The sequence below is a fragment of the Nocardia sp. NPDC057272 genome (genome assembly GCF_042668615.1).
In the GTDB taxonomy this organism is placed as follows: domain Bacteria; phylum Actinomycetota; class Actinomycetes; order Mycobacteriales; family Mycobacteriaceae; genus Nocardia.
The window spans coordinates 164,694-189,827 of the sequence record NZ_JBHUYK010000012.1; the positions used below are offsets into that span (position 1 = coordinate 164,694).

24 protein-coding genes are annotated in these 25,134 nt (G+C 67.6%); 13 read left to right on the forward strand and 11 right to left on the reverse strand.

What is annotated here, in order from left to right; translation table 11 throughout:
- Positions 1 to 19: 19 nt before the first annotated feature.
- The 4 genes from ACFULV_RS18565 to ACFULV_RS18580 are packed head-to-tail and all read left to right on the forward strand — an operon-like array spanning position 20 to position 3,481.
- Entirely contained in the window at positions 20 to 1,015 is a 996-nt protein-coding gene (locus ACFULV_RS18565; protein WP_378632448.1) for a thiolase domain-containing protein, read from the forward strand.
- Entirely contained in the window at positions 1,012 to 2,181 is a 1,170-nt protein-coding gene (locus tag ACFULV_RS18570; protein ID WP_378631669.1) for a thiolase domain-containing protein, read from the forward strand. The genes ACFULV_RS18565 and ACFULV_RS18570 overlap by 4 nt, the downstream gene beginning before the upstream one ends.
- Complete coding sequence (locus tag ACFULV_RS18575; RefSeq protein ID WP_378631667.1) at positions 2,178 to 3,068, forward strand: TIGR03619 family F420-dependent LLM class oxidoreductase; 891 nt, start codon at positions 2,178 to 2,180, stop codon at positions 3,066 to 3,068. The genes ACFULV_RS18570 and ACFULV_RS18575 overlap by 4 nt, the downstream gene beginning before the upstream one ends.
- Complete coding sequence (locus tag ACFULV_RS18580) at positions 3,065 to 3,481, forward strand: nuclear transport factor 2 family protein (protein ID WP_378631666.1); 417 nt, start codon at positions 3,065 to 3,067, stop codon at positions 3,479 to 3,481. The genes ACFULV_RS18575 and ACFULV_RS18580 overlap by 4 nt, the downstream gene beginning before the upstream one ends.
- A gap of 60 nt (positions 3,482 to 3,541) precedes the next feature.
- On the opposite strand, the gene ACFULV_RS18585 is transcribed toward ACFULV_RS18580, so the two are convergent.
- Entirely contained in the window at positions 3,542 to 4,831 is a 1,290-nt protein-coding gene (locus ACFULV_RS18585; protein WP_378631664.1) for a cytochrome P450, read from the reverse strand.
- 132 nt (positions 4,832 to 4,963) lie between these two features.
- Here ACFULV_RS18585 and ACFULV_RS18590 point away from each other — a divergent pair, with 132 nt between their 5' ends.
- Together ACFULV_RS18590 and ACFULV_RS18595 are read left to right on the forward strand one after the other, a co-directional pair.
- Positions 4,964 to 6,127, forward strand: coding sequence for a steroid 3-ketoacyl-CoA thiolase (locus ACFULV_RS18590; RefSeq protein WP_378658159.1), 1,164 nt, complete (start codon positions 4,964 to 4,966; stop codon positions 6,125 to 6,127).
- Positions 6,128 to 6,492: 365 nt separating this feature from the next.
- The gene (locus ACFULV_RS18595) at positions 6,493 to 6,909 is read left to right on the forward strand and encodes a helix-turn-helix domain-containing protein (protein WP_019044759.1); all 417 of its coding nucleotides are present in this window, start codon (positions 6,493 to 6,495) and stop codon (positions 6,907 to 6,909) included.
- A gap of 127 nt (positions 6,910 to 7,036) precedes the next feature.
- Here the strand turns inward: ACFULV_RS18595 and ACFULV_RS18600 are convergent, their stop codons facing one another.
- From ACFULV_RS18600 to ACFULV_RS18620, 5 genes are all read right to left on the reverse strand, one after another.
- On the reverse strand, positions 7,037 to 8,071 hold the full coding sequence (locus tag ACFULV_RS18600; protein WP_378631661.1) for a hypothetical protein: 1,035 nt from the start codon (positions 8,069 to 8,071) through the stop codon (positions 7,037 to 7,039).
- Positions 8,068 to 8,583: an ImmA/IrrE family metallo-endopeptidase gene (locus ACFULV_RS18605; protein WP_378658161.1), complete on the reverse strand. Its 516-nt coding sequence runs from the start codon at positions 8,581 to 8,583 to the stop codon at positions 8,068 to 8,070. Before ACFULV_RS18605 ends, ACFULV_RS18600 begins: the two co-directional genes overlap by 4 nt.
- An 11-nt stretch (positions 8,584 to 8,594) precedes the next feature.
- Positions 8,595 to 9,830, reverse strand: coding sequence for a hypothetical protein (locus ACFULV_RS18610; protein ID WP_378658164.1), 1,236 nt, complete (start codon positions 9,828 to 9,830; stop codon positions 8,595 to 8,597).
- A gap of 202 nt (positions 9,831 to 10,032) precedes the next feature.
- Positions 10,033 to 10,944 (reverse strand): SDR family oxidoreductase, encoded by a 912-nt coding sequence (locus ACFULV_RS18615; RefSeq protein ID WP_378631656.1) that lies wholly within the window; start codon positions 10,942 to 10,944, stop codon positions 10,033 to 10,035.
- 221 nt (positions 10,945 to 11,165) lie between these two features.
- A complete protein-coding gene (locus ACFULV_RS18620; RefSeq protein WP_378658166.1) occupies positions 11,166 to 11,942 on the reverse strand; it encodes an SDR family oxidoreductase in 777 nt (258 codons plus the stop codon).
- A 70-nt stretch (positions 11,943 to 12,012) separates the two neighbouring features.
- On the opposite strand from ACFULV_RS18620, the gene ACFULV_RS18625 reads away from it, so the two are divergent.
- The 6 genes from ACFULV_RS18625 to arcA all read left to right on the forward strand — a co-directional run bounded on the left by ACFULV_RS18625 (position 12,013) and on the right by arcA (position 18,648).
- On the forward strand, positions 12,013 to 12,777 hold the full coding sequence (locus tag ACFULV_RS18625; RefSeq protein WP_056818882.1) for an enoyl-CoA hydratase family protein: 765 nt from the start codon (positions 12,013 to 12,015) through the stop codon (positions 12,775 to 12,777).
- Positions 12,774 to 13,664 (forward strand): CoA transferase subunit A, encoded by an 891-nt coding sequence (locus ACFULV_RS18630; RefSeq protein ID WP_378658214.1) that lies wholly within the window; start codon positions 12,774 to 12,776, stop codon positions 13,662 to 13,664. The genes ACFULV_RS18625 and ACFULV_RS18630 overlap by 4 nt, the downstream gene beginning before the upstream one ends.
- Positions 13,661 to 14,407, forward strand: a complete 747-nt coding sequence (locus ACFULV_RS18635) for a CoA-transferase subunit beta (protein WP_378658168.1) — start codon at positions 13,661 to 13,663, stop codon at positions 14,405 to 14,407. The genes ACFULV_RS18630 and ACFULV_RS18635 overlap by 4 nt, the downstream gene beginning before the upstream one ends.
- 71 nt (positions 14,408 to 14,478) lie before the next feature.
- Positions 14,479 to 15,564, forward strand: a complete 1,086-nt coding sequence (locus tag ACFULV_RS18640) for an NAD(P)H-dependent flavin oxidoreductase (protein WP_378658170.1) — start codon at positions 14,479 to 14,481, stop codon at positions 15,562 to 15,564.
- 366 nt (positions 15,565 to 15,930) lie between these two features.
- The gene (locus tag ACFULV_RS18645; RefSeq protein ID WP_378631650.1) at positions 15,931 to 17,370 is read left to right on the forward strand and encodes a basic amino acid/polyamine antiporter; all 1,440 of its coding nucleotides are present in this window, start codon (positions 15,931 to 15,933) and stop codon (positions 17,368 to 17,370) included.
- Between the two features lie 27 nt (positions 17,371 to 17,397).
- Complete coding sequence (gene arcA, locus ACFULV_RS18650; protein WP_378658173.1) at positions 17,398 to 18,648, forward strand: arginine deiminase; 1,251 nt, start codon at positions 17,398 to 17,400, stop codon at positions 18,646 to 18,648.
- Positions 18,649 to 18,657: 9 nt separating this feature from the next.
- Here the strand turns inward: arcA and ACFULV_RS18655 are convergent, their stop codons facing one another.
- Positions 18,658 to 20,619: a molybdopterin-dependent oxidoreductase gene (locus ACFULV_RS18655; protein ID WP_378658176.1), complete on the reverse strand. Its 1,962-nt coding sequence runs from the start codon at positions 20,617 to 20,619 to the stop codon at positions 18,658 to 18,660.
- A 203-nt stretch (positions 20,620 to 20,822) separates the two neighbouring features.
- Between ACFULV_RS18655 and ACFULV_RS18660 the strand changes: the two genes are divergently transcribed.
- The gene (locus ACFULV_RS18660) at positions 20,823 to 21,155 is read left to right on the forward strand and encodes a hypothetical protein (RefSeq protein WP_378658178.1); all 333 of its coding nucleotides are present in this window, start codon (positions 20,823 to 20,825) and stop codon (positions 21,153 to 21,155) included.
- Between the two features lie 57 nt (positions 21,156 to 21,212).
- On the opposite strand, the gene ACFULV_RS18665 is transcribed toward ACFULV_RS18660, so the two are convergent.
- From ACFULV_RS18665 to ACFULV_RS18680, 4 genes are read right to left on the reverse strand one after another with little or no spacing between them, the layout of a single operon-like run.
- The gene (locus ACFULV_RS18665; protein ID WP_378632443.1) at positions 21,213 to 22,376 is read right to left on the reverse strand and encodes an acetyl-CoA C-acetyltransferase; all 1,164 of its coding nucleotides are present in this window, start codon (positions 22,374 to 22,376) and stop codon (positions 21,213 to 21,215) included.
- Between the two features lie 46 nt (positions 22,377 to 22,422).
- Positions 22,423 to 23,043, reverse strand: coding sequence for a TetR/AcrR family transcriptional regulator (locus ACFULV_RS18670; RefSeq protein ID WP_378631645.1), 621 nt, complete (start codon positions 23,041 to 23,043; stop codon positions 22,423 to 22,425).
- Between the two features lie 46 nt (positions 23,044 to 23,089).
- The gene (locus ACFULV_RS18675; protein ID WP_378658180.1) at positions 23,090 to 23,896 is read right to left on the reverse strand and encodes an SDR family oxidoreductase; all 807 of its coding nucleotides are present in this window, start codon (positions 23,894 to 23,896) and stop codon (positions 23,090 to 23,092) included.
- Entirely contained in the window at positions 23,893 to 25,080 is a 1,188-nt protein-coding gene (locus ACFULV_RS18680) for an acyl-CoA dehydrogenase family protein (protein WP_378631642.1), read from the reverse strand. The genes ACFULV_RS18675 and ACFULV_RS18680 overlap by 4 nt, the downstream gene beginning before the upstream one ends.
- Positions 25,081 to 25,134: the final 54 nt, after the last annotated feature.

Genomic DNA, 25,134 nt, shown 5'->3' on the forward strand with positions numbered 1-25,134 from the left:
CTCCGGCAGCGACGCGAGCCTGCCCGAGATCGCGGTGGTGGGCTTCGCCCACGCACCACACGTACCCGAAACCCACGGCACCACCAACGGCGTCGAGATGCTCGTGCCGTGCTTCCAGCAGCTCTACGCCGATCTCGGCATCACCAAGTCCGATATCGACTTCTGGTGCTCGGGGTCCTCCGACTTCCTTGCCGGACGCGCGTTCTCGTTCATCTCGGCGATCGATGCGATCGGCGCCGTCCCGCCGATCAACGAATCGCACGTGGAGATGGACGCCGCATGGGCCCTCTACGAAGCGTGGGTGAAGCTGCGTTCCGGACAGGCGCAGACCGCACTCGTGTACGGCTTCGGCAAGTCGTCGGCCGGCACGCTGCGCCAGGTGCTGACCATGCAGCTCGACCCCTACCTGGTCGCGCCGATGTGGCCCGACGCGGTCTCGATCGCGGGTCTGCAGGCACGTGCCGGTCTGGACTCCGGCCGGTGGACCGAGCAGGACATGGCGGCGGTCGCGGGCGGTGACCTCGGCGCACCCTATGTGGCCGACCCGCTGCGCGCCCACGACATCGCGCCGATCACCGACGGCGCGGCCGCGATCGTGCTCGCGGTCGGCGATCGCGCACGGGAGCTCTGCGAGCGGCCCGCGTGGATCACCGGAATCGCGCACAACATCGACGCCCAGGCGCTCGGCGGTCGCGATCTGACCCGCTCGCCCTCCACCACCAAGGCGGCCGCGGTGGCGACCGGCGGCAACACCACCTTCGACGTGGCCGAGCTGCACGCGCCGTTCAGTCACCAGCAGTTGATCCTCGCGGAAGCGATCGGGTTGTCCGCGGACACCCGGATCAACCCCTCCGGCGGCGCCCTCGCCGCCAATCCGATGTTCGCCGCGGGTCTCGAACGAATCGGCAGCGCCGCCCAAGCCATCATGTCCGGCACCGCGAACCGGACCCTCGCTCATGCGACCAGCGGCCCTGCGCTGCAGCAGAATCTGGTCGCCGTCATGGAGGTCAAGTGAGCTTCCCCGCAGCGGTGCTCGGCACCGGCCAAACCCATCACGTGACAAAACGTACGGACGTGTCCATGTCGGGCATGTGCCGTGAGGCCATCGATCGCGCACTCGATGACGCGGGTCTGACCATCGCCGATATCGACGCTGTCGTCGTAGGCAAGGCCCCCGACTTCTTCGAGGGCGTCATGATGCCCGAGCTGTACATGGCCGAGGCGCTCGGAGCGGCGGGCAAGCCGTTGATCCGCGTGCACACCGCGGGCTCGGTCGGCGGCTCGACCGGCGTCGTCGCCGCCAACCTGGTGCAGGGTGGGGTGCACAAGCGCGTCCTCGCCATCGCCTGGGAGAAGCAGTCGGAGTCGAATGCCATGTGGGCGTTGTCGATTCCGGTGCCGTTCACCATGCCGGTCGGCGCGGGCGCGGGCGGCTACTTCGCCCCCCACGTGCGCTCCTACATCCGTCGCTCGAACGCACCACTGCACATCGGCGCGATGGTGGCGGTGAAGGATCGACGCAACGGCGCGAAGAACCCGCTCGCACACCTGCATCAGCCCGACATCACCCTCGAGTCGGTGCTGGCATCCCAAATGCTCTGGGATCCCATCCGTTTCGATGAGACCTGCCCGTCGTCGGACGGCGCGTGCGCCGTGGTGATCGGCGATGCCGAGGCCGCCGCGGTGGTCGAAGCCGAGGGCAAGAAGGTGGCCTGGGTACACGGCACCGCGATGCGCACCGAGCCGACCACCTTCTCCGGCCGCGACCAGGTGAATCCGCAGGCGGGCCGGGACGCGGCCACGGCCCTGTGGAAGTCGGCCGGGATCACCGACCCCCTGGAAGAGATCGACGTCGCCGAGATCTACGTGCCGTTCTCCTGGTTCGAGCCGATGTGGCTCGAGAATCTCGGCTTCGCGGCCGAGGGCGACGGCTGGAAGCTCACCGACAAGGGTGAGACGGAGATCGGCGGGCGCATTCCGGTGAACCCGTCGGGCGGCGTCCTCTCGTCCAACCCGATCGGCGCCTCGGGCCTGATCCGGTTCGCCGAAGCGGCCAAGCAGGTGATGGGCCGCGCGGGTGCTTACCAGGTGCCGAACGCGCGCAAGGCCCTCGGCCATGCGTACGGCGGTGGCTCCCAGTACTTCTCGATGTGGGTCGTGGGAAGCGAGCGTCCGGCATGAAATTCACCCTCGGTGTCGCACTGAGCCCCTTGGATCAGCTCACCGAGCTGGCCAAGACGGCCGAAGAATGCGGGTTCACCTCCATCGGCCTGCCCGATTCGCTGTTCTACATGAAGTCGCAGGCCGCCGACTACCCGTACACCCCCGACGGCAGTCGCTTCTGGGGCCCGGAGACTCCGTGGGTGGATCCGCTGATCGCCGCCGCGTCCATGGCCGCGGTCACCACGAACCTGCGCTTCTACACCAATGTTCTCAAGCTCGGCTCGCGCAATCCGCTGCTGCTGGCCCGACAGGTCGGCTCGATCGCCAACCTGTCGGGCAACCGGTTCGGGTTCGGCATCGGGATCGGCTGGGCGCCTGAGGAATTCGAATGGTGCGGTGTCCCGTACGCGCGCCGCGGCGCCAGAGTCGACGAGATGATCGAGGTCATCCGGCTCGTCCTCGACGGCGGCATGGTCGAATTCCACGGCGAGTTCTTCGATTTCGATCAGCTGCAGATGAGCCCCGCGCCGAGCGAGCGGGTGCCGTTCTACATCGGCGGGCACACCGGCCCGGCGCTGCGCCGGGCCGCCCGCATCGGTGACGGCTGGACCTCGGCGATGATGAAGTTCGACGACCTGGTCACCACCATCGGCACGCTGCGCGACCTGCGTGCCGAGTACGGCCGGTCCGGGGAGCCCTTCGAGATCCAGTCCGTCTGCATCGACAAGTTCGGCCGCGACGGCTATCAGGACCTGGCCGACGCGGGCGTCACCGACAACATCGTGGTGCCGTGGCTGGCCGACGGCATCGGGTTCGACGGCGAGCTGGCGGCCAAGCAGGACTCGCTGCGCAAGTTCGCCGAGAAGTACATCGCCGACCCCATCATCGCGAAGGTGCAGCCATGACCACCATCGAACGCACCGCCCGTGCCGCGGGCCTGGCATCCCAGGCCGCGGTCAGAGCGAAGGACCGGGCGGCCTGGGTCGCCCTGTTCGCCGAGGACGGCATCGTCGAAGATCCCGTCGGTCCTTCGGGTTTCGACCCCGAGGGTGTCGGCCACCGCGGCCACGAGGCCATCGGCGCTTTCTGGGACAAGGCCATCGCCCTCACCGAATCCATCGAATTCCGCTTCGAGGACTCTTTCGCCTGCGGGAACGAAATCGCCTTCACCGGCCTGATCCGCACCACCATGGCCGGCCACGTCATCGACGCCGAGGGTGTGTTCACCTACAAGGTCGACGCCGAGGGAAAGATCGCCGCTTTGCGCGCTTTCTGGGAAGTGGACCGCGCGGTAGCGACCACGCGTCCCGTCGCATAGCGGCAAACACGAGAACAGCCCGGGACCTTTCGGTCTCGGGCTGTTCTCGTTGTCAGCGACTCAGTGCGCGACGGGGCAACCGGTGGACTTGTAATCGACCGGCAGCTCCTTGATCCCATTGAGCCAACCCGAACGCAGACGTTTCGGATCGCCGATCTGCGTGATATCGGGCAGATGATCAGCAATCGCGTTGAAGATCAGATCGACCTCGAGCCGAGCCAGGTTCGCGCCGACGCAGAAATGGGCGCCGGTGCCGCCGAAGGCCAGGTGCTGGTTGTCGGTGCGGGTGATGTCGAACTTCTCCGGGTTCTCGAAAACCTCTTCGTCGAAGTTTGCCGAGCGGTACAGCATGACCAGGCGCTGGCCCTTCTTGATCTGCACGCCGCCGAGTTCGGTGTCCTCGAGCGCGGTGCGCTGGAAGGAGGTCACCGGGGTCGCCCAGCGGATGATCTCGTCCGCCGCGGTGGCGGGGCGCTCCTTCTTGAACAACTCCCACTGGTCGGGGTTCTCCATGAAGGCGATCATGCCGTGCGTGATGGCGTTGCGGGTCGTCTCGTTGCCCGCGACGGCCAGGACGATCACGAAGAAGCCGAATTCCTCCGGCGTGAGGTGCTCGCCGTCGACGTCGGCCTCGATCAGTGTGGTCACCAGATCGTCGGCCGGACAGGCCTTCCTGGCCTCGGCCATCTGGTAGGCGTAGCCGAGGATCTCCATCGACGCGGCGACCGGATCGGCAGTGCTGTCCGGATCGTCGTAGCTGGTCATGTCGTTGGACCAGTCGAAGACCTTCATCCGGTCCTCCTGCGGCACACCGATCAGTTCGGCGATCGCCTGCAGCGGCAGCTCACACGCCACCTGGGTGACGAAGTCACCGCTGCCGGACTCGGCCGCCCGCTTCACGATGCCTTCGGCACGGGCCGAGAGTTCGGCGCGCAGGCCGTTGATCGCGCGCGGGGTGAAGCCCTTGGCGATCAGCTTGCGCAGCTTGGTGTGCTCGGGGGCGTCCTTGTTCAACAGGACGAAGCGCTGTAGTTCGATCTGCTCGCGCTGGATGTCATCGTTGAAGCGCGGGATCGCGGTGTTCTCGAAGGTGGAGAACACATCGCTGCGGCGCGACACCTCTTTGACGTCGGCGTGCTTGCTCACCACCCAGAAGCCGTCGTCATGGAACCCGCCCACCTCGGGCGACTGCGGGTTCCACCAGATCGGGGCCGTACGACGCAGTTCGGCAAACTCCTCGGCCGGAATCCGCTCGGCGTAGATGGCCGGGTCGGTAACGTCGAACCCGTCCGGCAGGTTCGGCCGGGCACCCGTCACAGGGCCGGCGTGTTCGGTGCTCGGATCTACCACCAGATGTCTCCTTCGACAAACTGAAACACGTTCTATAATCATTCAAGCATAGCGGTCGCCGCGACGGAAGAACCTCGCGGTTTTACCCTGAGCTCAAGATCAGAACCTGTTGCAGTTATAAGGGAGAATCACATGGGCACACCCGTGATCGTCGAGGCCGTGCGGACCCCCATCGGCAAACGTCGAGGGCAACTTTCGGGACTGCACGCCGCCGAATTGCTCGGCCTGGCCCAGCGCGGACTACTCGACCGGGCGGGCCTCGACCCGGCCGAGGTCGAGCAGGTGATCGGCGGCTGCGTCACCCAGGCGGGCGAGCAATCCAACAACGTCACCCGCGTCGCCTGGCTGCACGCGGGCCTGCCGTGGCAGACCGGCGCGACCACGATCGACGCCCAGTGCGGCTCGGCCCAGCAGGCCAACCACCTCATCGCGGGCCTCATCGCCACCGGCGCGATCGACGTCGGCGTCGCATGCGGCGTCGAAGCGATGAGCCGGGTGCCGCTCGGCGCCAATGTCGGCACCGAGGCGGGGCCGCGACGGCCCGCGTCGTGGTCGATCGATCTGCCCGACCAGTTCGGCGCCGCCGAGCGCATCGCCCGCAGGCGCGGGATCACCCGATCCGATATCGACGAATTCGGTTTGCGCTCCCAGCAATTGGCGGCCAAGGCGTGGGCCGAGGGCCGCTACGACCGCGAGGTGCTTCCGATCTCGGCGCCGGTACTCGACAGCGAGGGCGCGGCCACCGGCGAAAAGGTGGAGGTCGCCCGCGATCAGGGTCTGCGCGCGACCACCCGCGAAGGACTGGCGGCACTGAAACCGGTCGTGGCCGACGGCATCCACACCGCGGGCACCTCGTCGCAGATCTCCGACGGCGCCGCCGCCGTGCTGCTGATGGACGAAACCGTCGCGCGCCGAAAGGGTTTGCGTCCGCGCGCCCGGATTCACACCCAGGTACTCGTCGGCGCCGAACCGGAGTTCCATCTGGACGGCCCGGTGCAGGCGTGCACCCGACTGCTCGAGCGCTCCGGAATGACCATTGGCGATATCGATCTATTCGAGATCAACGAAGCATTCGCGTCGGTCGCACTTTCGTGGGCTTCCGTACATCAACCTGACATGGAACGGGTAAATGTCAACGGCGGCGCGATCGCAATCGGGCATCCTGTGGGCTCGACCGGCTCCCGATTGATCACAACCGCGTTACACGAACTCGAACGCACAGGTCAGGGCACTGCCATGGTGCTCATGTGCGCCGGCGGCGCACTCGCGACAGGCACCATCATCGAGCGCCTGTAGACTGACACTTACCGAAACCGGGCGCCCAGGTTGAACATTCATCCCAGGGCGCCCGGAACGTGTCGTACGCCACAAAGTCACGGGGGGCAGGGGGATCATGAGATGTCAGCTATCTTAGGGCTATCATGGGGTCATGGTGGAAGAACCCTGCGACGGGCACGAACCCGGGGACCCCGGCGCTCCACAAGAGTCGTTGGCGCGACCCGCAAACGCGACCGCCGCCGCCCCTGCACGCAGGTGAGCGTCGGAAATCGTAGAGAAATCCCCAATCAGGCGTAGGTTTTCAGTTACTGAGCCGCTAATATCAATGATACGTATCCGAGATAACGACTGTTAGTACAGTGAAGGGAATTGGGCGGCTCACAATGGCTGATTTCGCGGCGCGGCTGAACAAGCTGTTCGAAACCGTGCATCCCCCGGGGCGCAAGCCGCACACCAACGCAGAGGTTGCGGCTGCGCTGACTGCCTCCGGGCATCCGATCTCGAAGCCGTATCTCTCGCAGTTGCGGTCGGGACAACGAACGAATCCGTCCGACGAGACGGTGGCCGCCCTGGCGAAGTTCTTCAAGGTCAAGCCTGACTACTTCTTCAACGATATCTACGCGGCCAAGATCGATCACGACCTGGAGCTGCTCGCGCAGCTGCAGGGTTATGGACTTCGTCGACTGTCGAGTAGGGCATTCGACCTGTCCGAAGAATCACAGAATCTGCTCACCTCGATGGCGGAGAAGCTACGGGCCAGCGAAGGCTTGCCCGAAATTCCTCCGGACGGAACAGAATAGGATCCACGCAGCGGCCGGCCTGACGCACCTGATGGTGTCCTGGGTACGGCCGTAAATACGTCGGATACGCAGACAACGGGCCTGAGACGGTGGAAACACCAGCTCAGGCCCGTTTTCTGCGTTCGGCCTAGGTCGAGGAAGCGGCGTTCTGCGGTGCCGTCTTCGCGTCGGCCACCGCGTACTCGTACTGATTCGACAGCGCCAGCACCCAGCCGCGGGGGCTGATGCCGGGCGGCGGTGCGATCCACCGAGCGTCGACGAACAAGTCCCCCAACGGATTTCGCGCCCACTCGGCCACCACCGCGGCCCGCTGCGGCACCGAACTCGGCGGCTCACCGGCCGCCGGGATCACGATGCCGCTGCCGGAGAGCAGATACAGCGCGTCCATCACCTGTGCCATGTGATCGGAAGCCTTGAGCTGTGCCGAGGTGGCGTTCTGTTCGGGCGCGACCACCTCGGGGAACCGGCCGACCATCAACTGGTGCAGCGGACGGATCTTGCGCAGCAGGAGCTTGGCCCGCCACCACAGCTCGATCACGATCGACACGGCACCGAGCGCGATCAGCAGCGCCGCGATCTCCCACGCGGCCCAGCCCCACAGCGGTTCGTTGGGCGGCGTCGGCGCGGCATTCTGGAACGCGCGACCCACATTGGCGACGGCGAGCACCGCGACCAGCGCCGTACCGGTGATGTAGATGGCGATGCCACGCCCGAGGATCGTCCAGTCCAGGTTGCGCAGGCCGGTGGTCACGATGAACACCGCGCCCAGCGCGACCATGATCCAGCCGAAGGTGAACGACCACGCCAGGGTGATCGCGATCGCCACCGCGCCGATGCCGTACACGACCATCGCGACCTGGCGCAGGTTGCGCCGCGAGACCACCGGCCACGCGGCCGAGGCCACCACCGAGGTGGCCGTGGTGAACAGGATCCAGGCGGAGATCACGAGACCGGTGGACAGCCAGCCGCTGTGCACACCGCCCTTCATCAGATTGTCGATGGCAACAGCCATCTCGGGAATGGCGACGGTGACCGCGAGTGCCACGGCGGCGACCGCGACGACGATGGCCACGCGGGCGGTCGTCGCGGGCTTCACCAGCACGCGACCCACTCGCGCACCCGCGGCAACCCAGACCAGCAGGGCTGTCAACCAGAGTGTCATCCGAGTGCCTCATCGAATCGAAGGACCGAGACGCCTGCGCCCCGGTTGCTGAATACGCGCAGGCGCGTCATGAGCATGGCCGCGAAGGTCTCGGCTTCCCATTCGGCGAGATCGTCGGCGCCGTCGTCGACGATCTGCGCGTGGGCGCGCTGGCTGAGCATGTAGGCGATCAGATCGTCGCTGACCTCGAGGGTCGTCTCCACCGCGGGCGCGCCCTCGTGGTCGAAGACGATGTGGCCGAGTTCGTGGGCGAGGGTGTGATCGCGACTCGGGAGAGCGTCGGCGAGCACGATGATGTCGCGTTCGGGGTAGAACCGGCGCTGACCGCACACGCCGGGGCCGAGGTTCGCGCTGGTGATCTCGATTTCGCGGTTCCGCTCCAGCGAGATGGCATGGACCACCTCGTCGAGGCTGGTGGCGTCGGAGTCGGCGGCCACCGCGCACACCGCGTCGACGGCGGCGGCGACGCGGCGATAGGACCGGGAGGTGCTCTGGGTCTTGCTCTTACTCATCGAAGATCCCCTCACGACCTCGGTCCGAAGAACTCGGCACGCGCCGCGTTCACCCGCGCTTGGGCTGCCGCGGCACCTTGGAAACTCACTGCGCCAGAACCGGTTCCGGCCAGTGTGAGCGCTATCAGGCCGCCGATCACCGACAGGAGTTCGGGTTCGGGCAGGCCGCTGTTGTCACTGGTCGGCTTGAACTCGTGGTTCGGCTTGGCCGCCGGTGCCGGTGCCGCCGCGGCGGGTGGCGCGGCGGGAGCCGGAGCCTCGGCCGCCGGTGGTGCGGCGGCCGGAACAGGCACTGCCACAGCGATATTCGGGGCACCGGGGACCGCGGGAGTGGGCGGGATCGCGATCGACGGAAGCGCCGGTACAGCCGGGACCGAAGGGATCGGGATCAGCAACAACAGCAGGGGCGAGGCCGAGCCGACCGCCGCCGAACCGACAGCGGCGGAACCGACAGCGGCCGAGCCCGCACCCGCGGAACCTACCGCGGCGGAACCGGCAGCAGCGGAACCCACTGCGGCAGAACCTGTTCCGAGGACAGCCGAGCCCGCACCGAGCGCCGCCGAACCGGTACCCGCGGCGGCCGAGCCGACTGCGGCCGAGCCGGTACCGAGTACCGCCGCGGCACCGGCCGAACCCGTGCCGAGAACGGCGGCGGCACCGGCCGAACCGGTACCGAGAACTGCGGCCGCGCCCGCCGAGCCGGTACCGAGGATGGCGGCCGCGCCCGCGGAACCGGTACCGAGAACCACCCCGAGGCCCGCCGAACCAGTACCGAGTAGCACTCCGAGGCCCGCCGAACCTGTACCCAGGACTACGCCCGCGGCGGCAGAACCCGCGGCGGCAGAACCCGCGCCAGCGGCGGCTGATCCGGAGAGCGGGCCCGCGACTTCTTTCTTGGGGACGTCAGCGCTGGACTGGCCGGGGATGGTGAGCGGGGTCCATTCGCCTTCGTCGGCGACCGGGGCGCCCGACTGTGGGCCGACCGGGTCGGCTCCGGGAGCGGGGTTGGTCGCCTGGCCATTGCCCTGACCGGGCAGGCTGAGCTCATCGGGCTTGGGAGTCGGGGTGCTCTGACCGCCGTTGCCACCGCTGCCGTTGCCCTGCCCGGAGCTTCCGCTACCGGGTGCCTGCGCGGCAGGCGTCGGCGGCTTTTCCGGGGCGGCCATGGCGACCGCGGGCCCTAACAGCGCACAGCCGGCCAGCACACTCGCAGCGGCAAACACGCGCAACATGCGACCAATGGCCATGCGCTAGATCATCCCCTTAGTTATTCAGCGCAGAATTACCCCCGGTCGCGACACATTCCGGGATCGACGAACAGTAGCCCATAGTAAACCCACGGTCCCGGGACCGCAGAAGAGAGCAAGAGTCGTCCAGCCCCCTGGACGTGTGTGACATGCCATAAGTGCAGGCCGGGGACTTTTCCCCGGCCGCACGCCTCAAAGTTTGCTATGCGCCGTAAACAGGCTCCGGCGGAGTGCTCTTCTCGATCAGTTCCTTGACGACCGGACCCAGTTCGGCGGGGTTCCAGCGAGCGCCGCGATCGACCGGGGTGCCGTGCATCCAGCCCTGCGCCAGCGCCACCTTTCCGCCCTCTACCTCGAACATCCGGCCGGTCACCCCGGCGGATTCGGTGCTGCCGAGCCACACCACCAGCGGCGAGATGTTCTCCGGAGCCATGGCGTCGAAGCCCGCGTCGGGGGCGGCCATGGTGTCGGCGAAGACCGTCTCGGTCATCCGGGTGCGGGCGGCGGGAGCGATGGCGTTCACGGTCACGCCGTAGCGCCCGAACTCGGCCGACGCGGTCAGTGTGAGACCCGCGATACCCGCCTTGGCGGCGCCGTAATTGCCCTGGCCGACGCTGCCCTGCAGACCGGCGCCGGAGCTGGTGTTGATCACGCGGGCATCCACCGGGCGGCCCGCCTTCGACTCGCCCCGCCAGTACTCGGCCGCGTGCCGCATGGTGGCGAAGTGGCCCTTGAGGTGCACGCGGACGACAGCGTCCCACTCGTCCTCGCCGAGGTTCACCAGCATGCGGTCGCGCACGAAGCCCGCGTTGTTGACCAGCACGTCGAGGCCGCCGAAGGTGTCGACAGCCTGACGGATCAGGCGGCGGGCGCCTTCCCAATCGGCGACGTCGTCGTAGTTGGCGACGGCCTCACCACCGGCCGCGACGATCTCGTCGACGACCTGCTGGGCGGGGGTTTCCGTGGTCGCGGCACCGTCGAGCGCGGTGCCGACATCGTTGACCACCACGCGGGCGCCCGCTGCGGCGAAGGCCAGGGCGTGGGCGCGGCCTATTCCGCGGCCTGCGCCGGTGACGATTACGGTGCGGCCTGCGCAGATCACCTGGTCAGTCATGTGTAGCTCCTGTGTTTATCGGCGGCTGGCGCCGCGGGATCTTCGGCCCTGAGGGCCTCACATCCGAAGGGCGATACTGCGCCTTCGGCGTTCCGTCTCGCCCTTCGGATGCGAGGCGGCCGAAAATCGTGGTGGTTGGGTTGGGTGGGTGGCGTTGGTTGCGGCAGGTGGGGAATGTTCAGTCGCTGGACGGGATGACTACTGCGGGTTCGGATCGGCGGCTAGTTGTTGGCGTTGGCGGCGTCGAGGAAGGCCGGGCGTTCGCCGCCGCCGTGGACGAGCAGGGCGGCGCCGCTGATGTGGGCGGCCAGGGGGGAGGCCAGGAACAGCGCGGCGTTGCCGACGTCGGCGGGATTGGCGAGGCGGCCGAGGGGGACGGTCTTCGCGACGGCGGCGACTCCGTCGGCGTCGCCGTAGTGCAGGTGGCTGAGTTCGGTTTCCACCGGGCCGACCACTACCGAGTTGAGCCGGACCTTCGGGGCCCATTCGACGGCCAGCGAGGAGACCAGGTTGTCCAGGCCCGCCTTGGCCGCGCCGTAGGCGGCGGTGCCGGGCGAGGGCCGGTGGCCGCTGACGCTGGTGATCATCACGATCGAGCCGCCCGCGTCCTGGTCCTGCATCAACGCGTTCGCCTGCTGCGAGATCAGCAGCGGCGCGAGGAGGTTCAGCTCCACGATCTTGGCGTGGAATTTGGGGCTCGCGGCGTCGGCCATCGCGAACGGCGCGCCACCCGCGTTGTTCACCACATGGTCGATCCGGCCGTGCCTGGCGACGATCTCGGCGAACATGGCCGGCACCGCGTCGGCATCGCGCACATCGCAGGTGAGGTGTTCGGTGCCGCGGCCCCCCACCGTGATCGGCTCGTCGGCCGGTCTGCGTGCGCAGGTCAGCACCGTCGCGCCCGCGGCGAGGAAGGCCCGGCTGATTCCGGCGCCGACACCTCGGACGCCACCCGTCACCAGAACGATCTGCTCGGAAAGGTCGATTTCTACAGCCACCGTGTTAACCTACCAAGCAATTGCTTGCTTTGTCTCGGGTTCGCCGGGGCGCGCACGAGGAGACATCGCGATGGGGATAAACCGTCACACCGAAGCCGACGGGGTAGAGGTCGTCACAGTCGACTACCCGCCGGTCAACGCCCTGCCCTCGGACGGCTGGTTCGCACTGGCCGACGCCGTCCGGGCAGCGGGCCGCAACCAGGAGACCCGGGTGGTGGTGCTGCGCGCGGAAGGCCGCGGATTCAACGCGGGCGTCGACATCAAGGAGATGAACGCCGACGTCGGCCATACCGCGCTGATCCGCGCCAACCACGGCTGTTTCGACGCCTTCGCCGCGGTCTACGACTGCGAGGTGCCCGTGGTCACCGCCGTGAACGGCTTCTGCCTCGGCGGCGGCATCGGCCTGGTCGGTAACTCCGACGTCATCGTCGCCTCCGACGACGCCACCTTCGGCCTGCCCGAAGTGGACCGTGGCGCGCTCGGCGCCGCCACGCACCTGTCCCGGCTGGTCCCCCAGCACCTGATGCGCACCATGTTCTACACCGCGGGCAAGCTCACCGCCCAGCAGCTGCACCACTTCGGCTCGGTGTACAAGGTGGTGCCGCGCGCCGAACTCGACGCCGCCGCGATGGACGTCGCGAAGAACATCGCGAACAAGGACGGCCGCGTGATCCGCGCCGCCAAACGCGCGCTCAACGGCATCGACGTGCAGGACGTGCACCGTTCCTACCGCTACGAACAGGGCTTCACGATGGAGCTCAACCTCGCCGGTGTCGCCGACGAGATCAGGGCGCGCTTCGACGACGATCTCGCCGCGCAGAAGAAGGAGAGCTGAAAGCCATGCGCGACAAGAGAATGACCCTCGACGAGGTGGTCGGCGAGCTGCGCAGCGGCATGACCATCGGCATCGGCGGCTGGGGTTCACGGCGCAAGCCGATGGCGCTGGTGCGCGCACTGCTGCGCTCCGACGTCACCGACCTGACCGTGGTCACCTACGGCGGTCCCGACCTGGGTCTGCTGTGTTCGGCGGGCAAGGTCCGCAAGGCGTACTACGGGTTCGTCTCGCTGGATTCGGCGCCGTTCTACGACCCGTGGTTCGCGAAGGCACGCACCGAGGGCGCGATCACCGTGCGCGAGATGGACGAGGGAATGGTGAAGTGCGGGCTGCAAGCGGCCGCCGCGCGACTGCCCTTCCTGCCGATCCGGGCCGGGCTCGGATCGGCGGTGCTCGACTTCTGGGAGGGCGAGCTGAAGACCGTCGCGTCGCCGTATCCCGCCGCCGACGGTCGCGTCGAGACACTGGTCGCGATGCCCGCGCTGAACCTCGACGCGTCGTTCGTCCACCTGGATCTGGCCGACAAGCACGGCAACGCCGCCTACACGGGCGTCGATCCGTACTTCGACGATCTGTACTGCCTGGCGGCGGAGCGTCGCTACGTCTCGGTGGATCGCATAGTCGAGACCGAGGAACTGGTGAAAGCCGTTCCGCAACAGGCGATCATCCTCAACCGCATGCTGGTCGACGGTGTGGTCGAGTCGCCCGGCGGCGCGCACTTCACCTTCTCCGGCAGCTACGGGCGCGATGAGAAGTTTCAGAAGCACTATGTGGCGGCCGCGAAGACGCCGGAGTCGTGGGCCGAGTTCAAGGCTCGCTACCTGGATGTCTCCGAAAAGGAATACCAGTCCGCCGTAGCCGCGTTCGCTGAGGAGCAGAAGCTATGACTATTACTCGTGCTGAGGTCTGCGTCGTCGCCGCCGCGGAAATCTTCCGCGGGGCCGGTGAGATCATGGCCAGCCCGATGTCGACGGTCACCACCATCGGCGCCCGGCTGGCCCGGCTCACCTTCGAACCCGACCTGCTGCTCTCCGACGGTGAGGCGCTGTTCTTCGCCGAGGTACCGGCGATCGGCGCGAAAGCTCCTGTCGAGGGCTGGATTCCGTTCTCCCGGGTGTTCGACGTGGTCGCCTCCGGCCGTCGCCATGTGGTGATGGGCGCGAATCAGCTCGACCGGTTCGGCAACCAGAACCTGTCGGCTTTCGGTCCGCTGCAGCAGCCCACGCGCCAGATGTTCGGTGTGCGTGGCGCTCCCGGCAACACGATCAACCACGCGACGAGCTACTTCGTGCCCCGGCACAACAATCGGGTGTTCGTCGAGAACGTCGACATCATCTCCGGAATCGGTTACGACCGAATCGATCCCGAGAACCCGGCGTACCGCTTCCACCACCTGCACCGGGTGGTGACCAATCTGGGCGTGTTCGACTTCGACGGCCCCGATCACACCCTGCGCGCGCTGTCGCTACACCCCGGCGTGAGCCCGGAAGAGGTCGCCGAGAACACCTCGTTCGAGATCGCCGAGCTGGGTTCGGCGGGCGAGACCAGGCTGCCGACCGAGGAAGAGCTGCGGATCATCCGAACCGTGCTCGATCCCAAGGGTTTCCGGGAGAAGGAAGTAGCGGCGTGAGCGGTCAGCGGCCGGAGGCGGCAGCGGAGCGTAACCACGCAGGCCGCCCGAGCACGCCGAGAGGAGACAGCATGAGCGCGCGCTTGCGGACTCCGCTGACCGAACTGGTCGGCATCGAGCACCCGGTCGTGCAGACCGGCATGGGCTGGGTCGCCGGCCCGCGACTCGTCGCGGCCACCGCCAACGCGGGCGGCCTCGGCATTCTCGCCTCGGCGACGATGACGTTCGAGGAGCTCGAAACGGCGGTCGCCAAGACCAAGTCGCTCACCGACAAGCCCTTCGGGGTGAACATCCGCGCCGATGCCACCGACGCGGGCGAGCGCATCGAGCTGCTCATCCGCGAGCGGGTACGTGTCGCGTCCTTCGCGCTCGCGCCGAAAAAAGAACTCATCGCCCGGCTCAAAGACGCCGGTGTCGTGGTGGTTCCGTCGATCGGTGCCGCCAAGCACGCGGTGAAGGTGGCGTCCTGGGGCGCCGACGCGGTGATCGTGCAGGGCGGTGAGGGTGGTGGGCACACCGGCCCGGTCGCCACCACGCTGCTGCTGCCGTCGGTGCTCGACGCGGTCGATATCCCGGTGATCGCGGCGGGTGGCTTCTTCGACGGTCGCGGCCTGGCCGCCGCGCTGTCCTACGGAGCGGCCGGTGTCGCGATGGGCACCCGGTTCCTGCTCACCCAGGAGAGCACCGTTCCCGAGGCCGTGAAGCAGGAGTACCTGGCGCGCGGCCTCCAGGACACGGTGGTGTCGGTGAAGGTCGACGGCATGCCGCATCGGATGCTGAACACCGAACTGGTGACCAAGCTCGAGCACTCCGGCGGCTGGCGCGGTCTGTCGGCGGCGGTGTCGAACGCGGCCAAGTTCAAGAGCATGACCGGCATGAAATGGTCCACGCTGATGCGTGACGGTCTGGCCATGCGAAAGACCAAGGACCTCAGCTGGTCTCAGGTCGTGATGGCGGCGAACTCGGCGATGCTGACCAAGGCCGGTCTCGTCGAGGGTCGTACCGACGCGGGCGTGCTGCCCGCGGGCCAGGTCACCGGCATCATCGACAGCCTGCCGACGGTGGCCGAGCTGATCGACGGGATCGTCGCCGACGCTGTCGCCCGGATCGAGGCGATCTCGGCGCTCACCATCGAGTCCGCCGCCGAGGCCCACTGACCCGGAGTCACACCCGGCTCCCCACGAACTCGCCCCGATCGACGGCCCTGAGCCAACCGTCGGTCCCACGGGGCGATCGAGCACCGGACCCGATGCCGCACTCACGAGGTGCGCATCGGGTCCGGTGCATTTTCGGTTCGCAGCGTCTCGTGGTCGCGACACGCGCTCGAAGCCGCTACCGAGGATGCGCGGTCGCCTAAAATTTGCCGGACATCGACATCGCAGTAGGAGGTCGCGTGTACGGCGAGTTCCAACGGCAGGTCCAGGGCTTGCCGACACCGGTATGCGCGATGATTGCGGCACTCGTCGCCACTGCTCCGGTCCGCGTCCGCCCCATCGCCAGCACCGATCCGGAGGAGTAGCGCGATGACAGCCTCGGAACAGACCGCGACCAAGAAGATGCCGTTGCTGACCTTGTCGGCGATGGTGGTCGGCTCCATGGTCGGCGCCGGCGTCTTCTCGCTACCGCGCAACTTCGGCCAGGCCACCGGCGGATTCGGCGCGATCATCGCCTGGACGATCGCCGGCACCGGAATGCTGATGCTGGCGTTCGTCTTCCAGACGCTGGCCGTGCGCAAACCAGACCTCGACGCCGGTGTCTACGCCTATGCGAAGGCCGGCTTCGGTGAGTACCTCGGTTTCTTCTCCGCGTTCGGGTACTGGGCCAGCGCCTGTGTCGGCAACGTCAGCTACTGGGTGCTGATCAAGTCCACCCTCGGGCAGGTGCTGCCCATCTTCGGTGAGGGCAACACCGTTCCCGCGGTGCTGCTGTCGACGGTGTGCATCTGGGCGTTCCATTTCATGGTGCTGCGCGGGATCCAGGAAGCCGCCACCATCAACCAGATCGTCACAGTGGCGAAGCTGGTGCCGATCCTGGTGTTCATCGTGGTGCTGCTGTTCTACTTCGACCCCGGTGTCTTCGCGGACAACTTCTGGGGCGGCGACGCGTATTCCGAATCGCTGGTCGAACAGGTGCGTTCGACCATGCTGGTGACGGTCTTCGTGTTCCTCGGCATCGAGGGTGCGAGCGTGTACTCCAGGTACGCGCGCAAGCGCGAGGACATCGGCCGCGCCACCGTGCTCGGATTCCTCAGCGTGCTGGCCATTTTCGCGTCGGTGACCATGGTGTCGTTCGGCATCATGCCGCGCGACGAACTCGCCGTGGCGCAGCAGCCGTCGATGTCGCCGGTCTTCGAATCCGCCGTCGGTACCTGGGGTGCCTGGTTCATCAGTATCGGACTGATCATCTCGGTCCTCGGCGCCTACCTGGCCTGGACACTGATGGCCGCGGAGGTGCTGTTCGTGGCGGCGAAAGACCGGGACATGCCGTCGTTCCTGGCTCGGGTCAACGCCGCGAATGTGCCGGTGGTCGCGCTGATCTTCACCACCGTGCTGATCCAGATCGTGCTGGTCACCACGCTGTTCTCCGACGACGCGTTCACCTTCACGCTCAAGCTGTGCAGTTCGCTGTCGCTGGTGCCCTACCTGCTGGCCGCGGCCTACGCGCTCAAACTCGCCTACACCAGAGAGACCTACGAGCGGATCCAGCCGGGCGACCGCACCAAAGAGCTCGTCATCGCCTTCGTCGCCACCTTCTACACCGCGTTCATGCTCGTCGCGGCCGGACTCGAATTCCTGCTGCTGTCGTGCATCATCTACGCGCCCGGCACCATCCTGTTCGCCCTGACCCGTCGCGAGGCGGGCAAGCGGATCTTCTCGCTCTGGGAGGCGGTCCTGTTCGGTGCCGTCGCCCTCGGCGCCGTTGTCGGCATCGTCGGCCTGGCGACCGGAGCCATCTCGATCTGAGTCCGCCCGATCTTTCGAGGAGCAGAAATGACCGCAACCCCCGCCACCGCGTTCGGCGTCCATTCCGAGGTCGGCACGCTGCGCAAGGTGCTGGTCTGCGCGCCGGGCCTGGCACACGAGCGGCTCACCCCGACCAATTGCGATGACCTGCTCTTCGACGACGTGCTGTGGGTGCAGAACGCCAAACGCGACCACTTCGATTTCATGACGAAGATGCGCGACCGCGGCGTCGAGGTGGTCGAGCTGCACAATCTGCTCGCCGAAACCCTCGCCGTGCCCGGCGCGAAGGACTGGATTCTCGACCGCAAGATCGTGGCCAACGAGGTCGGGCTCGGGCTGATCGACGACACCAGGGCCTACCTGGACTCGGTGGACGACCGGACCCTGGCGACCTACCTCATCGGCGGACTCGCGACCGCGGACCTGCCCGCCGAATTCCGTTCCGGGTACCTGGCGCTGGCGCGCGAGCAGGCCGGGGTTCGTGAGTATCTGATGCCGCCCCTGCCGAACACGCTCTACACCCGCGACACCACCTGCTGGCTCTACGGCGGCGTCACCCTCAATCCGCTGTACTGGCCCGCCCGGCACGACGAGACGCTGCTGATGGCCGCGATCTATGCCTTCCATCCCGACTTCACCGGCGCGAAGGTCTGGTGGGGCGATCCCGAACAGGATTGGGGGCTGGCCACCTTCGAGGGTGGCGACGTGATGCCGGTCGGCAACGGGGTGGTGCTGGTCGGGATGAGCGAACGGACGTCCCGTCAGGCGATCACCCAGGTCGCTGCGTCGCTGTTCGCCGCCGGTGCCGCCGAGCGCGTGATCGTGGCGGGGATGCCGAAGCTGCGCTCGGCCATGCACCTCGACACCGTGTTCACCTTCGCCGACCGCGACCTGGTCACGGTGTATCCCGACATCGTCTACAACATCCACCCGTTCTCCCTGCGGCCCAGCGACCGCGCCCCCGGTGTCGAGGTGGTCGAGGAGACCGCGCCGTTCCTCGACGTGGTGGCCGCATCACTGAACTTGCCGAAACTGCGGGTGGTGGAGACCGGCGGCGGCTACTACGCCAACGAACGCCAGCAGTGGGACAGCGGCAACAACCTGGTCGCCGTCGAACCCGGCGTCGTGTTCGCCTACGACCGCAACACCCACACCAACGCGGCCCTGCGCAAGGAAGGCGTCGAGGTGATCACCATCGTCGGCGCCGAACTCGGCCGGGGCCGCGGCGGCGGCCACTGTATGACCTGTCCGCTGATCCGCGACGCCGTCGAGTTCTGAGCGCGGCGATCAGCGGGGACGCACCTCGACGCGGTTGTCGTGGAACACCGCGCCACCGCCGTAGTCCGAATCTCGTTCGGCGATCGTGGCATTCACGGTCGCGCCGCCGGTGAACTTGGCCCAGCGACCTTTGGTCGTGCCCGCCACGCCGGGCCGCACCCGGTCCGATACCTCGGCGACGGCCTCGAAGGAGCCGCGATCGTTGGAGACGACCACCGCGGCGCCGTCGGCGATGCCCCGCGCGTCGGCGTCTTCGGGGTGCAGGGTGATGCCGGCTGCACCGGCGCGACGGCGTAATTCGGGGTTGGAGCCGAAGGAGCTGTTCAGGAAGTAGTGCGAGGCGGCGGAGATCAGCACCAGACCGTCGCCGGAATCGGCGGGGGGTGTGTAGTCCGGCAGCGGGTCATGGCCTGCCGATTCCGCTCTGGCGGAAACGAACTGGAGCTTGCCCGCGGGCACCGGACCGGCCTGCACCTTGAGGAATCCCTCGGCCCTGAGCCGGTCGAGGTCGTAGCCCTTCAGCAGCTGCCCGGCCAGTTCCTCGTCGGAGTCGTACAGTGCCGGTTCGGTCAGACCGAGCCGATGCGAGAGTCTGCGGAAAGTCTCTGTCGTGGACAGGCATTCGCCCGGCGGCTCGACGGCGGGCTCGTTCCAGATCAGGTAGAGGTGACCGTAGCCGGCGAGCACGTCGAGGTGTTCGGGCTGCATGGTGGCGGGGAGCACGATGTCGGCGTAGTCGACGGTGTCGGTGCCGAAGTGCTCGAGGACCACGGTGAACAGGTCCTCGCGCGACAGCCCCTCGATCACGCGACGCTGGTCGGGATTCGAGCCGACCGGATTGGCCCCGATCACGAACAGTGCCTTCACCGGCGGCTCATCGGTCTCGAGCAGAGCCTCGCCGAGTCTGGTCATCGAGAGCGTGCGGACCGGGTGCGGCAGCAGGTCGTCGCGGGTCAGCGCGGCTTCGTCGAGCCGGAAGTGCCCACTGGTCGAATAGTGCAGTCCACCACCGGGTATCGCCCAGTCCCCGGTGACACCGGGCAGGCAGGCGAGCACGCGCAGGGCCATCCCGCCGCCGGCGTGGCGCTGCATGCCCTGGGAGGCGCGGATCGCGGTCGGCCTGGTGCGCGCGATCCGCGCACCGAGCGCGACGATCTGATCCTCGGGAACGCCCGTGATCGCCGCGGTGCGCTCCGGCGTGAATTCGGTGATGCGGTCCCGGAATTCGGGCCAGCCCTCGGTGTGTTCGGCGATGAACTCCTCGTCCTGCGCGCCGAGCGAGACGATCACGTGCAGCAGGCCGAGCGCCAGCGCCGCGTCGGTGCCGGGCAGTGGGGCGATGTGCTCGTCGCAGCGTTCGGAGGTCTTGGTGCGCACCGGGTCGATCGACACCAGGTACGCGCCGCTGTCCTGCACGAACTTCCACAGATGATGGCCGGAGGTGAGCGGGTTGGTGCCCCACAGCAGGATCAGTTTCGACTGCGCGAAGTCCTCGGGGTCCATGCCGCCGGAGGTGCCGAGGGTGTAGCGCAGACCGGTGCCGCCCGCGACCGAGCAGATGGTCGGCGCGTGATGCGACGCTCCGAGCAGGTTGAACATCCTGCGCCCCGGAAAGCCTTCCAGCCCTTGGATATAGCCCAGGCTGCCGGTGCCGTGGAACGGCCAGACCGCCTCACCACCGAATTCGTCGATGATGGCGGTGACGCGCGTGGCGATCTCGTCGAGCGCGGAGTCCCAGCTGATCCGCTCGAACTGCCCCGATCCCTTCGGTCCCACCCGGCGCATCGGATACCGGAGCCGGCCCGGCGCACCGACCTGCTCGAGGTACCGGTTCACCTTCACGCACAGCGCACCGCGCGTCACCGGATGTTCCTTGTTCCCGCGCAGCCCCGTGGCCACCCCGTCCTCGACGGTCACCACCCACGAGCACGCGTCGGGGCAATCGAGCGGGCATGCACCGAGCACCTTCACCAGGCCATCGTAGGCCGGACGAATCACCCCCGCCGGGGGCGGACACCGCGTGATCATGGCGCCGACCGGTAACGACGGGCGCCTGAAATGTGATGTAAGTCACGTAAGGGCGGTTTCGCGGACGCGCGGCGCCGCCGAACATCGACCGGCGCGGAGGCCTGTCAGAAGTCGGGGCGTCGTCCCCACGCTGATGGGAGGTTGTGATGAGGTCGCTCATCGAGAAGGCGATGGTGAGCACGTCGGCGGCACTACTGCTCGGCGCGGGTGCCGTGATGGGCGCCGCGCCCGCACAGGCGCAATGGCAACCGGGGTGCGTGGCGTACCCGGTGAACAACAGTGCGGCGTACTCGCAGTGTTATCGCCCCGTGCGGCATCAGGTTCGCATCGAGTGCAGGCAGTGGTGGGGCTGGTTCGGCAGTGGCTGGGGCACCTACGAGCGCCGCGGCAACGTGGCGTTTGACGGTCGGCAATCCTGGGCCCACTGCGATATCCCCGGCACGTTGCAGCGCTGGGACGCGGTGACCTACTGGTGGTGAACAAAGGGTGGTCCCCGGCGAAACCCGCCGAGGACCACCACTTTTCGAACGGCGGAACTACTTCTTGTCGGCGTCGAGACGCTCGATGATCGTGACGTTGGCCGTGCCGCCGCCTTCACAGATGGTGAGCAGACCGTAGCGGCCGTTCACCCGCTCGAGCTCGTTGAGCAGGGTGGCGAACAGCTTGGCGCCGGTCGCGCCGAGCGGGTGGCCGAGCGCGATGGCCCCACCGTTGACGTTCACCTTCGCCGGATCGGCGCCGATCTCCTTGATCCAGGCCAGCACCACCGGGGCGAAGGCCTCGTTGATCTCGATGACGTCGATGTCGTCGATGGTCAGGCCGGTCTTCTCCAGCGCCCACTGGGTGGCCGGGATCGGCGCGCTCAGCATGAAGATCGGGTCGGCGCCGCGCGCGCTGACATGGTGGATGCGGGCACGCGGGGTCAGGCCGTATTCCTTGACCGCCCACTCGGAGGCGAGCAGGGTGGCGCTGGCGCCGTCGGAGATCTGGCTGGCGACCGCCGCGGTGAGCGGGCTGCCCTCCGACAGCGGCTGCAGCGACGCCATCTTCTCCAGGCTGGTCTCACGCGGACCCTGATCGACGGTGAAGTCGCCGACCGGCACGATCTCGTTGTCGAAGCGGCCCTCGGCGATGGCGGTCTTGGCGCGCTGATGACTCTGCAGCGCCCAGCGCTCCATGTCCTCGCGGCTGATGCCCCACTTCTCGGCGATCATCTCGGCGCCCTTGAACTGGGACACCTCGCCGGTGCCGTAGCGCGAGTCCCAGCCCTTCGCGCCGATGAACGAGGACTCGAAACCATACGGCTTGGCCGCGAGCATGGCGGCGCCGATCGGGATGGCGCTCATGTTCTGCACGCCGCCCGCCACGATGACCTCGGCGGTGCCGCTCATGATGGCCTGCGCGCCGAAGTTGATCGCCTGCTGGCTGGAACCGCACTGCCGGTCGACGGTGACGCCGGGGACCTCTTCGGGGTATCCCGCGACCAGCCACATGGTGCGGCCGATATTGCCCGCCTGCGGACCGAGGTTGTCGACGCAACCGACGATCACGTCGTCGACGACGGCCGGGTCGATGCCCGTGCGCTCGACGAGCCCACGCAGCGCGGCCGCGCCGAGGTCGGCGGAATGCACCTCGGCCAGCGCGCCACCGCGCTTGCCGACCGCGGTACGCACCGCATCGATCACATAGGCCTCCCGCAACGGGGCGTAGGGGCGGCGCTCGGCGGATGCGGTCATGATGGAACTCCTATTTCGCGGTGCTCCCGGGCAGGGTCAGCCCGTCGAGCACGATGGTGAGGTATTGCTGGGCAAGGTTTTGCACGGTGATCGGGCCACCGGGGGTGTACCAGCGGACCGCGACCCACACGGTGTCGCGCAGGAAGCGGAAGGCCAGTTCCACGTCGAGTTCGGGCCTGAAGCTGCCGTCGGCCACGCCGGCGGCGAGCACGCGGTGCCACAGGTCGCGGAACTCGGTGTTGAAGTCACGGATGTAACCGAACCGCTCGGCGTCGCGCAGGTTCTTGGCCTCGGCCTGGTAGATCGCGACGGCGGCGTGATGGCGGTCGAACGACTCGTAGGACGCGATCACCAAGGACTCCAGGGTGTCTCGCGAGCTCATGCCCGCACCCGCGATCTCGCGGTAGCGACCGAACAGGTCGTCGAGGAATCCGCGCAGGATCTCGTCGACCATCGATTCCTTGGAGTCGAAATGGTGATACAGGCTGCCCGACAGGATGCCCGCCGAGTCGGCGATGTCGCGCACCGTCGTGGCACGCAGTCCACGTTCGGCGAACAGGTCGGCGGCGAGGTCGAGGAGTTCGGCGCGGCGGGTGCGTTTCACGGTGTCGGGTGCGGTCACACCCGTCATCGTACAACCAAGCACTTGCTTGGTTTCGGAGAACCCGCCACGGCGATCATGCGCGCTGGCTGCTCACCGAGACAACCTCGCCGGTCAGATACGAGGTGTAATCACTGGCCAGCATGGCGATCGTTGCCGCTACTTCCCACGGTTCGGCGGCGCGACCGAAGGCCTCGCGCTCGCTGAGCGAGTCGAGCAGCTCGGTCGAGCTCACCTTGTCCAAGAACGGGTGGCGGGCGATGCTCGGCGCGACGGCGTTGATCCGCACCCCGAATTCGGCGGCTTCGACCGCGCTGCACCTGGTCAGCGCCATCACCCCCGCCTTGGCGGCGGCATAGTGCGCCTGGCCGTGCTGGGCACGCCAGCCGAGGACGGAGGCGTTGTTCACGATCACGCCGCCGTGGCCAGCGCCGCGGAAGTACCCCAGCGCCGCACGAGTGCAGCGGAAGGTGCCGGTGAGGGTGATGTCGAGAACCTGGTCCCACTGCTCGTCGGTCATGTCGACCACCGGGGTCTCACCGCCGAGACCCGCGTTGTTGACCATGATGTCGATCCGGCCGAGTTCGGCGGCGGCCGCGCTGATCAGCTGGTTGACCTGACCGGTGTCTCGGACGTCGCACACCACGGCACCCACCGTCTGCTCCGGGAATTCCTTCGAGAGCAGCTCGGCGGTTTCGGTCAAACGCCGTTCGTGCCAATCGGAGACGACGACATCGGCGCCTTCTTGAAGAAGCCTGCGCGCGGTGGACGAACCGATACCGGTGCCCGCCGCCGCGGTGATCACGGCTTTACGGCCGGTCAGCAGGCCGTGCCCGGAGATCGGCGCCGGAGCGACCGACAGCGGGGAATTCTGCTCGGTCACGGGCGTGCCTCTCGCGGGAGACCGAGCACACGCTCGGCGATGATGTTGCGCTGCACTTCGTTCGAACCTCCATAGATCGTGTCGGCGCGGCTGAACAGATACAGCCGCTGCCATGCGGTCATGTCGTCGGGGCCGGTGAGCAGGCCCGCCGCACCTTGGACGGCCATCGCCAGTTCACCGAGGTCGCGATGCCAGTTGGCCCACAACAACTTCGACACCGAGGCGCCGCCCGCGTCGTCGTGGTCCTCGCTCATGGTGCGCAGCGCGTGCGCGCGCAGCACCCGAAGTCCCACCCACGCGCGATCGAGGCGATCGGCGATCAGCGGGTCGTCGGCGGCGCCGGTGCGCCGGGCCAGGTCCTCGATGTCGGAGAGTTCGCGCGCGAAACGGATCTGCTGGCCGAGGGTGGAGATGCCGCGCTCGAAGGTGAGTGTGCCCATCGCGATTCGCCAGCCGTCGCCCGGCGCGCCGACCACCAGGTCCGCGTCGGTGACGGCATCGTCGAAGAAGACCTCGTTGAACTCGGAGGTGCCGGTGAGCTGTTCGATCGGCCGCACTTCGATGCCCGGCTGGTTCATCGGGACCAGCAGATAGGACAGGCCCTTGTGACGGCTCGAGCCGCGCTCGGTGCGGGCGATGACGAAGCACCAGTCGGCGACGTGCGCGAGCGAGGTCCAGATCTTCTGGCCGTTGATCACCCACTTGTCGCCGTCCAGGCGCGCGGTGGTCGCGACGGCGGCCAGGTCGGAACCGGCGCCGGGCTCGGAGTAGCCCTGACACCACAGTTCGCCGACCGAGCGCACGCCCGGCAGGAAGCGCTTCTTCTGCTCCTCGGTGCCGAAGGCCAGCACGGTGGGGCCGAGCAGTTCCTCTCCCACGTGCGAGACCCGCGCCGGCGCGTCGGCCTTGGCGTATTCCTCGTGGAAGATCACCTGCTGACGCACGCTGGCGCCGCGACCGCCGTATTCGACCGGCCAGCCGAGGCAGGTCCAGCCCGCCGCGGCGAGGTGGCGGTCCCAGGCCAGCCGCTCGTCGAAGAATTCGTGTTCGCGGCCGGGTCCACCGGTGCCGCGCAGGTCAGCGAACTCGCCCGAAAGATTTTCGGCGAGCCAATCGCGTATTTCCGCGCGAAACTCCGCGTCGGAAGTCGCGGTATCGGAATCTGAGGTCTGGATCACGCCCACCTCGGTAGGATAACCTACCAAGCACTTGCTTTGTTAGCTGCTTCGGAAGAACAG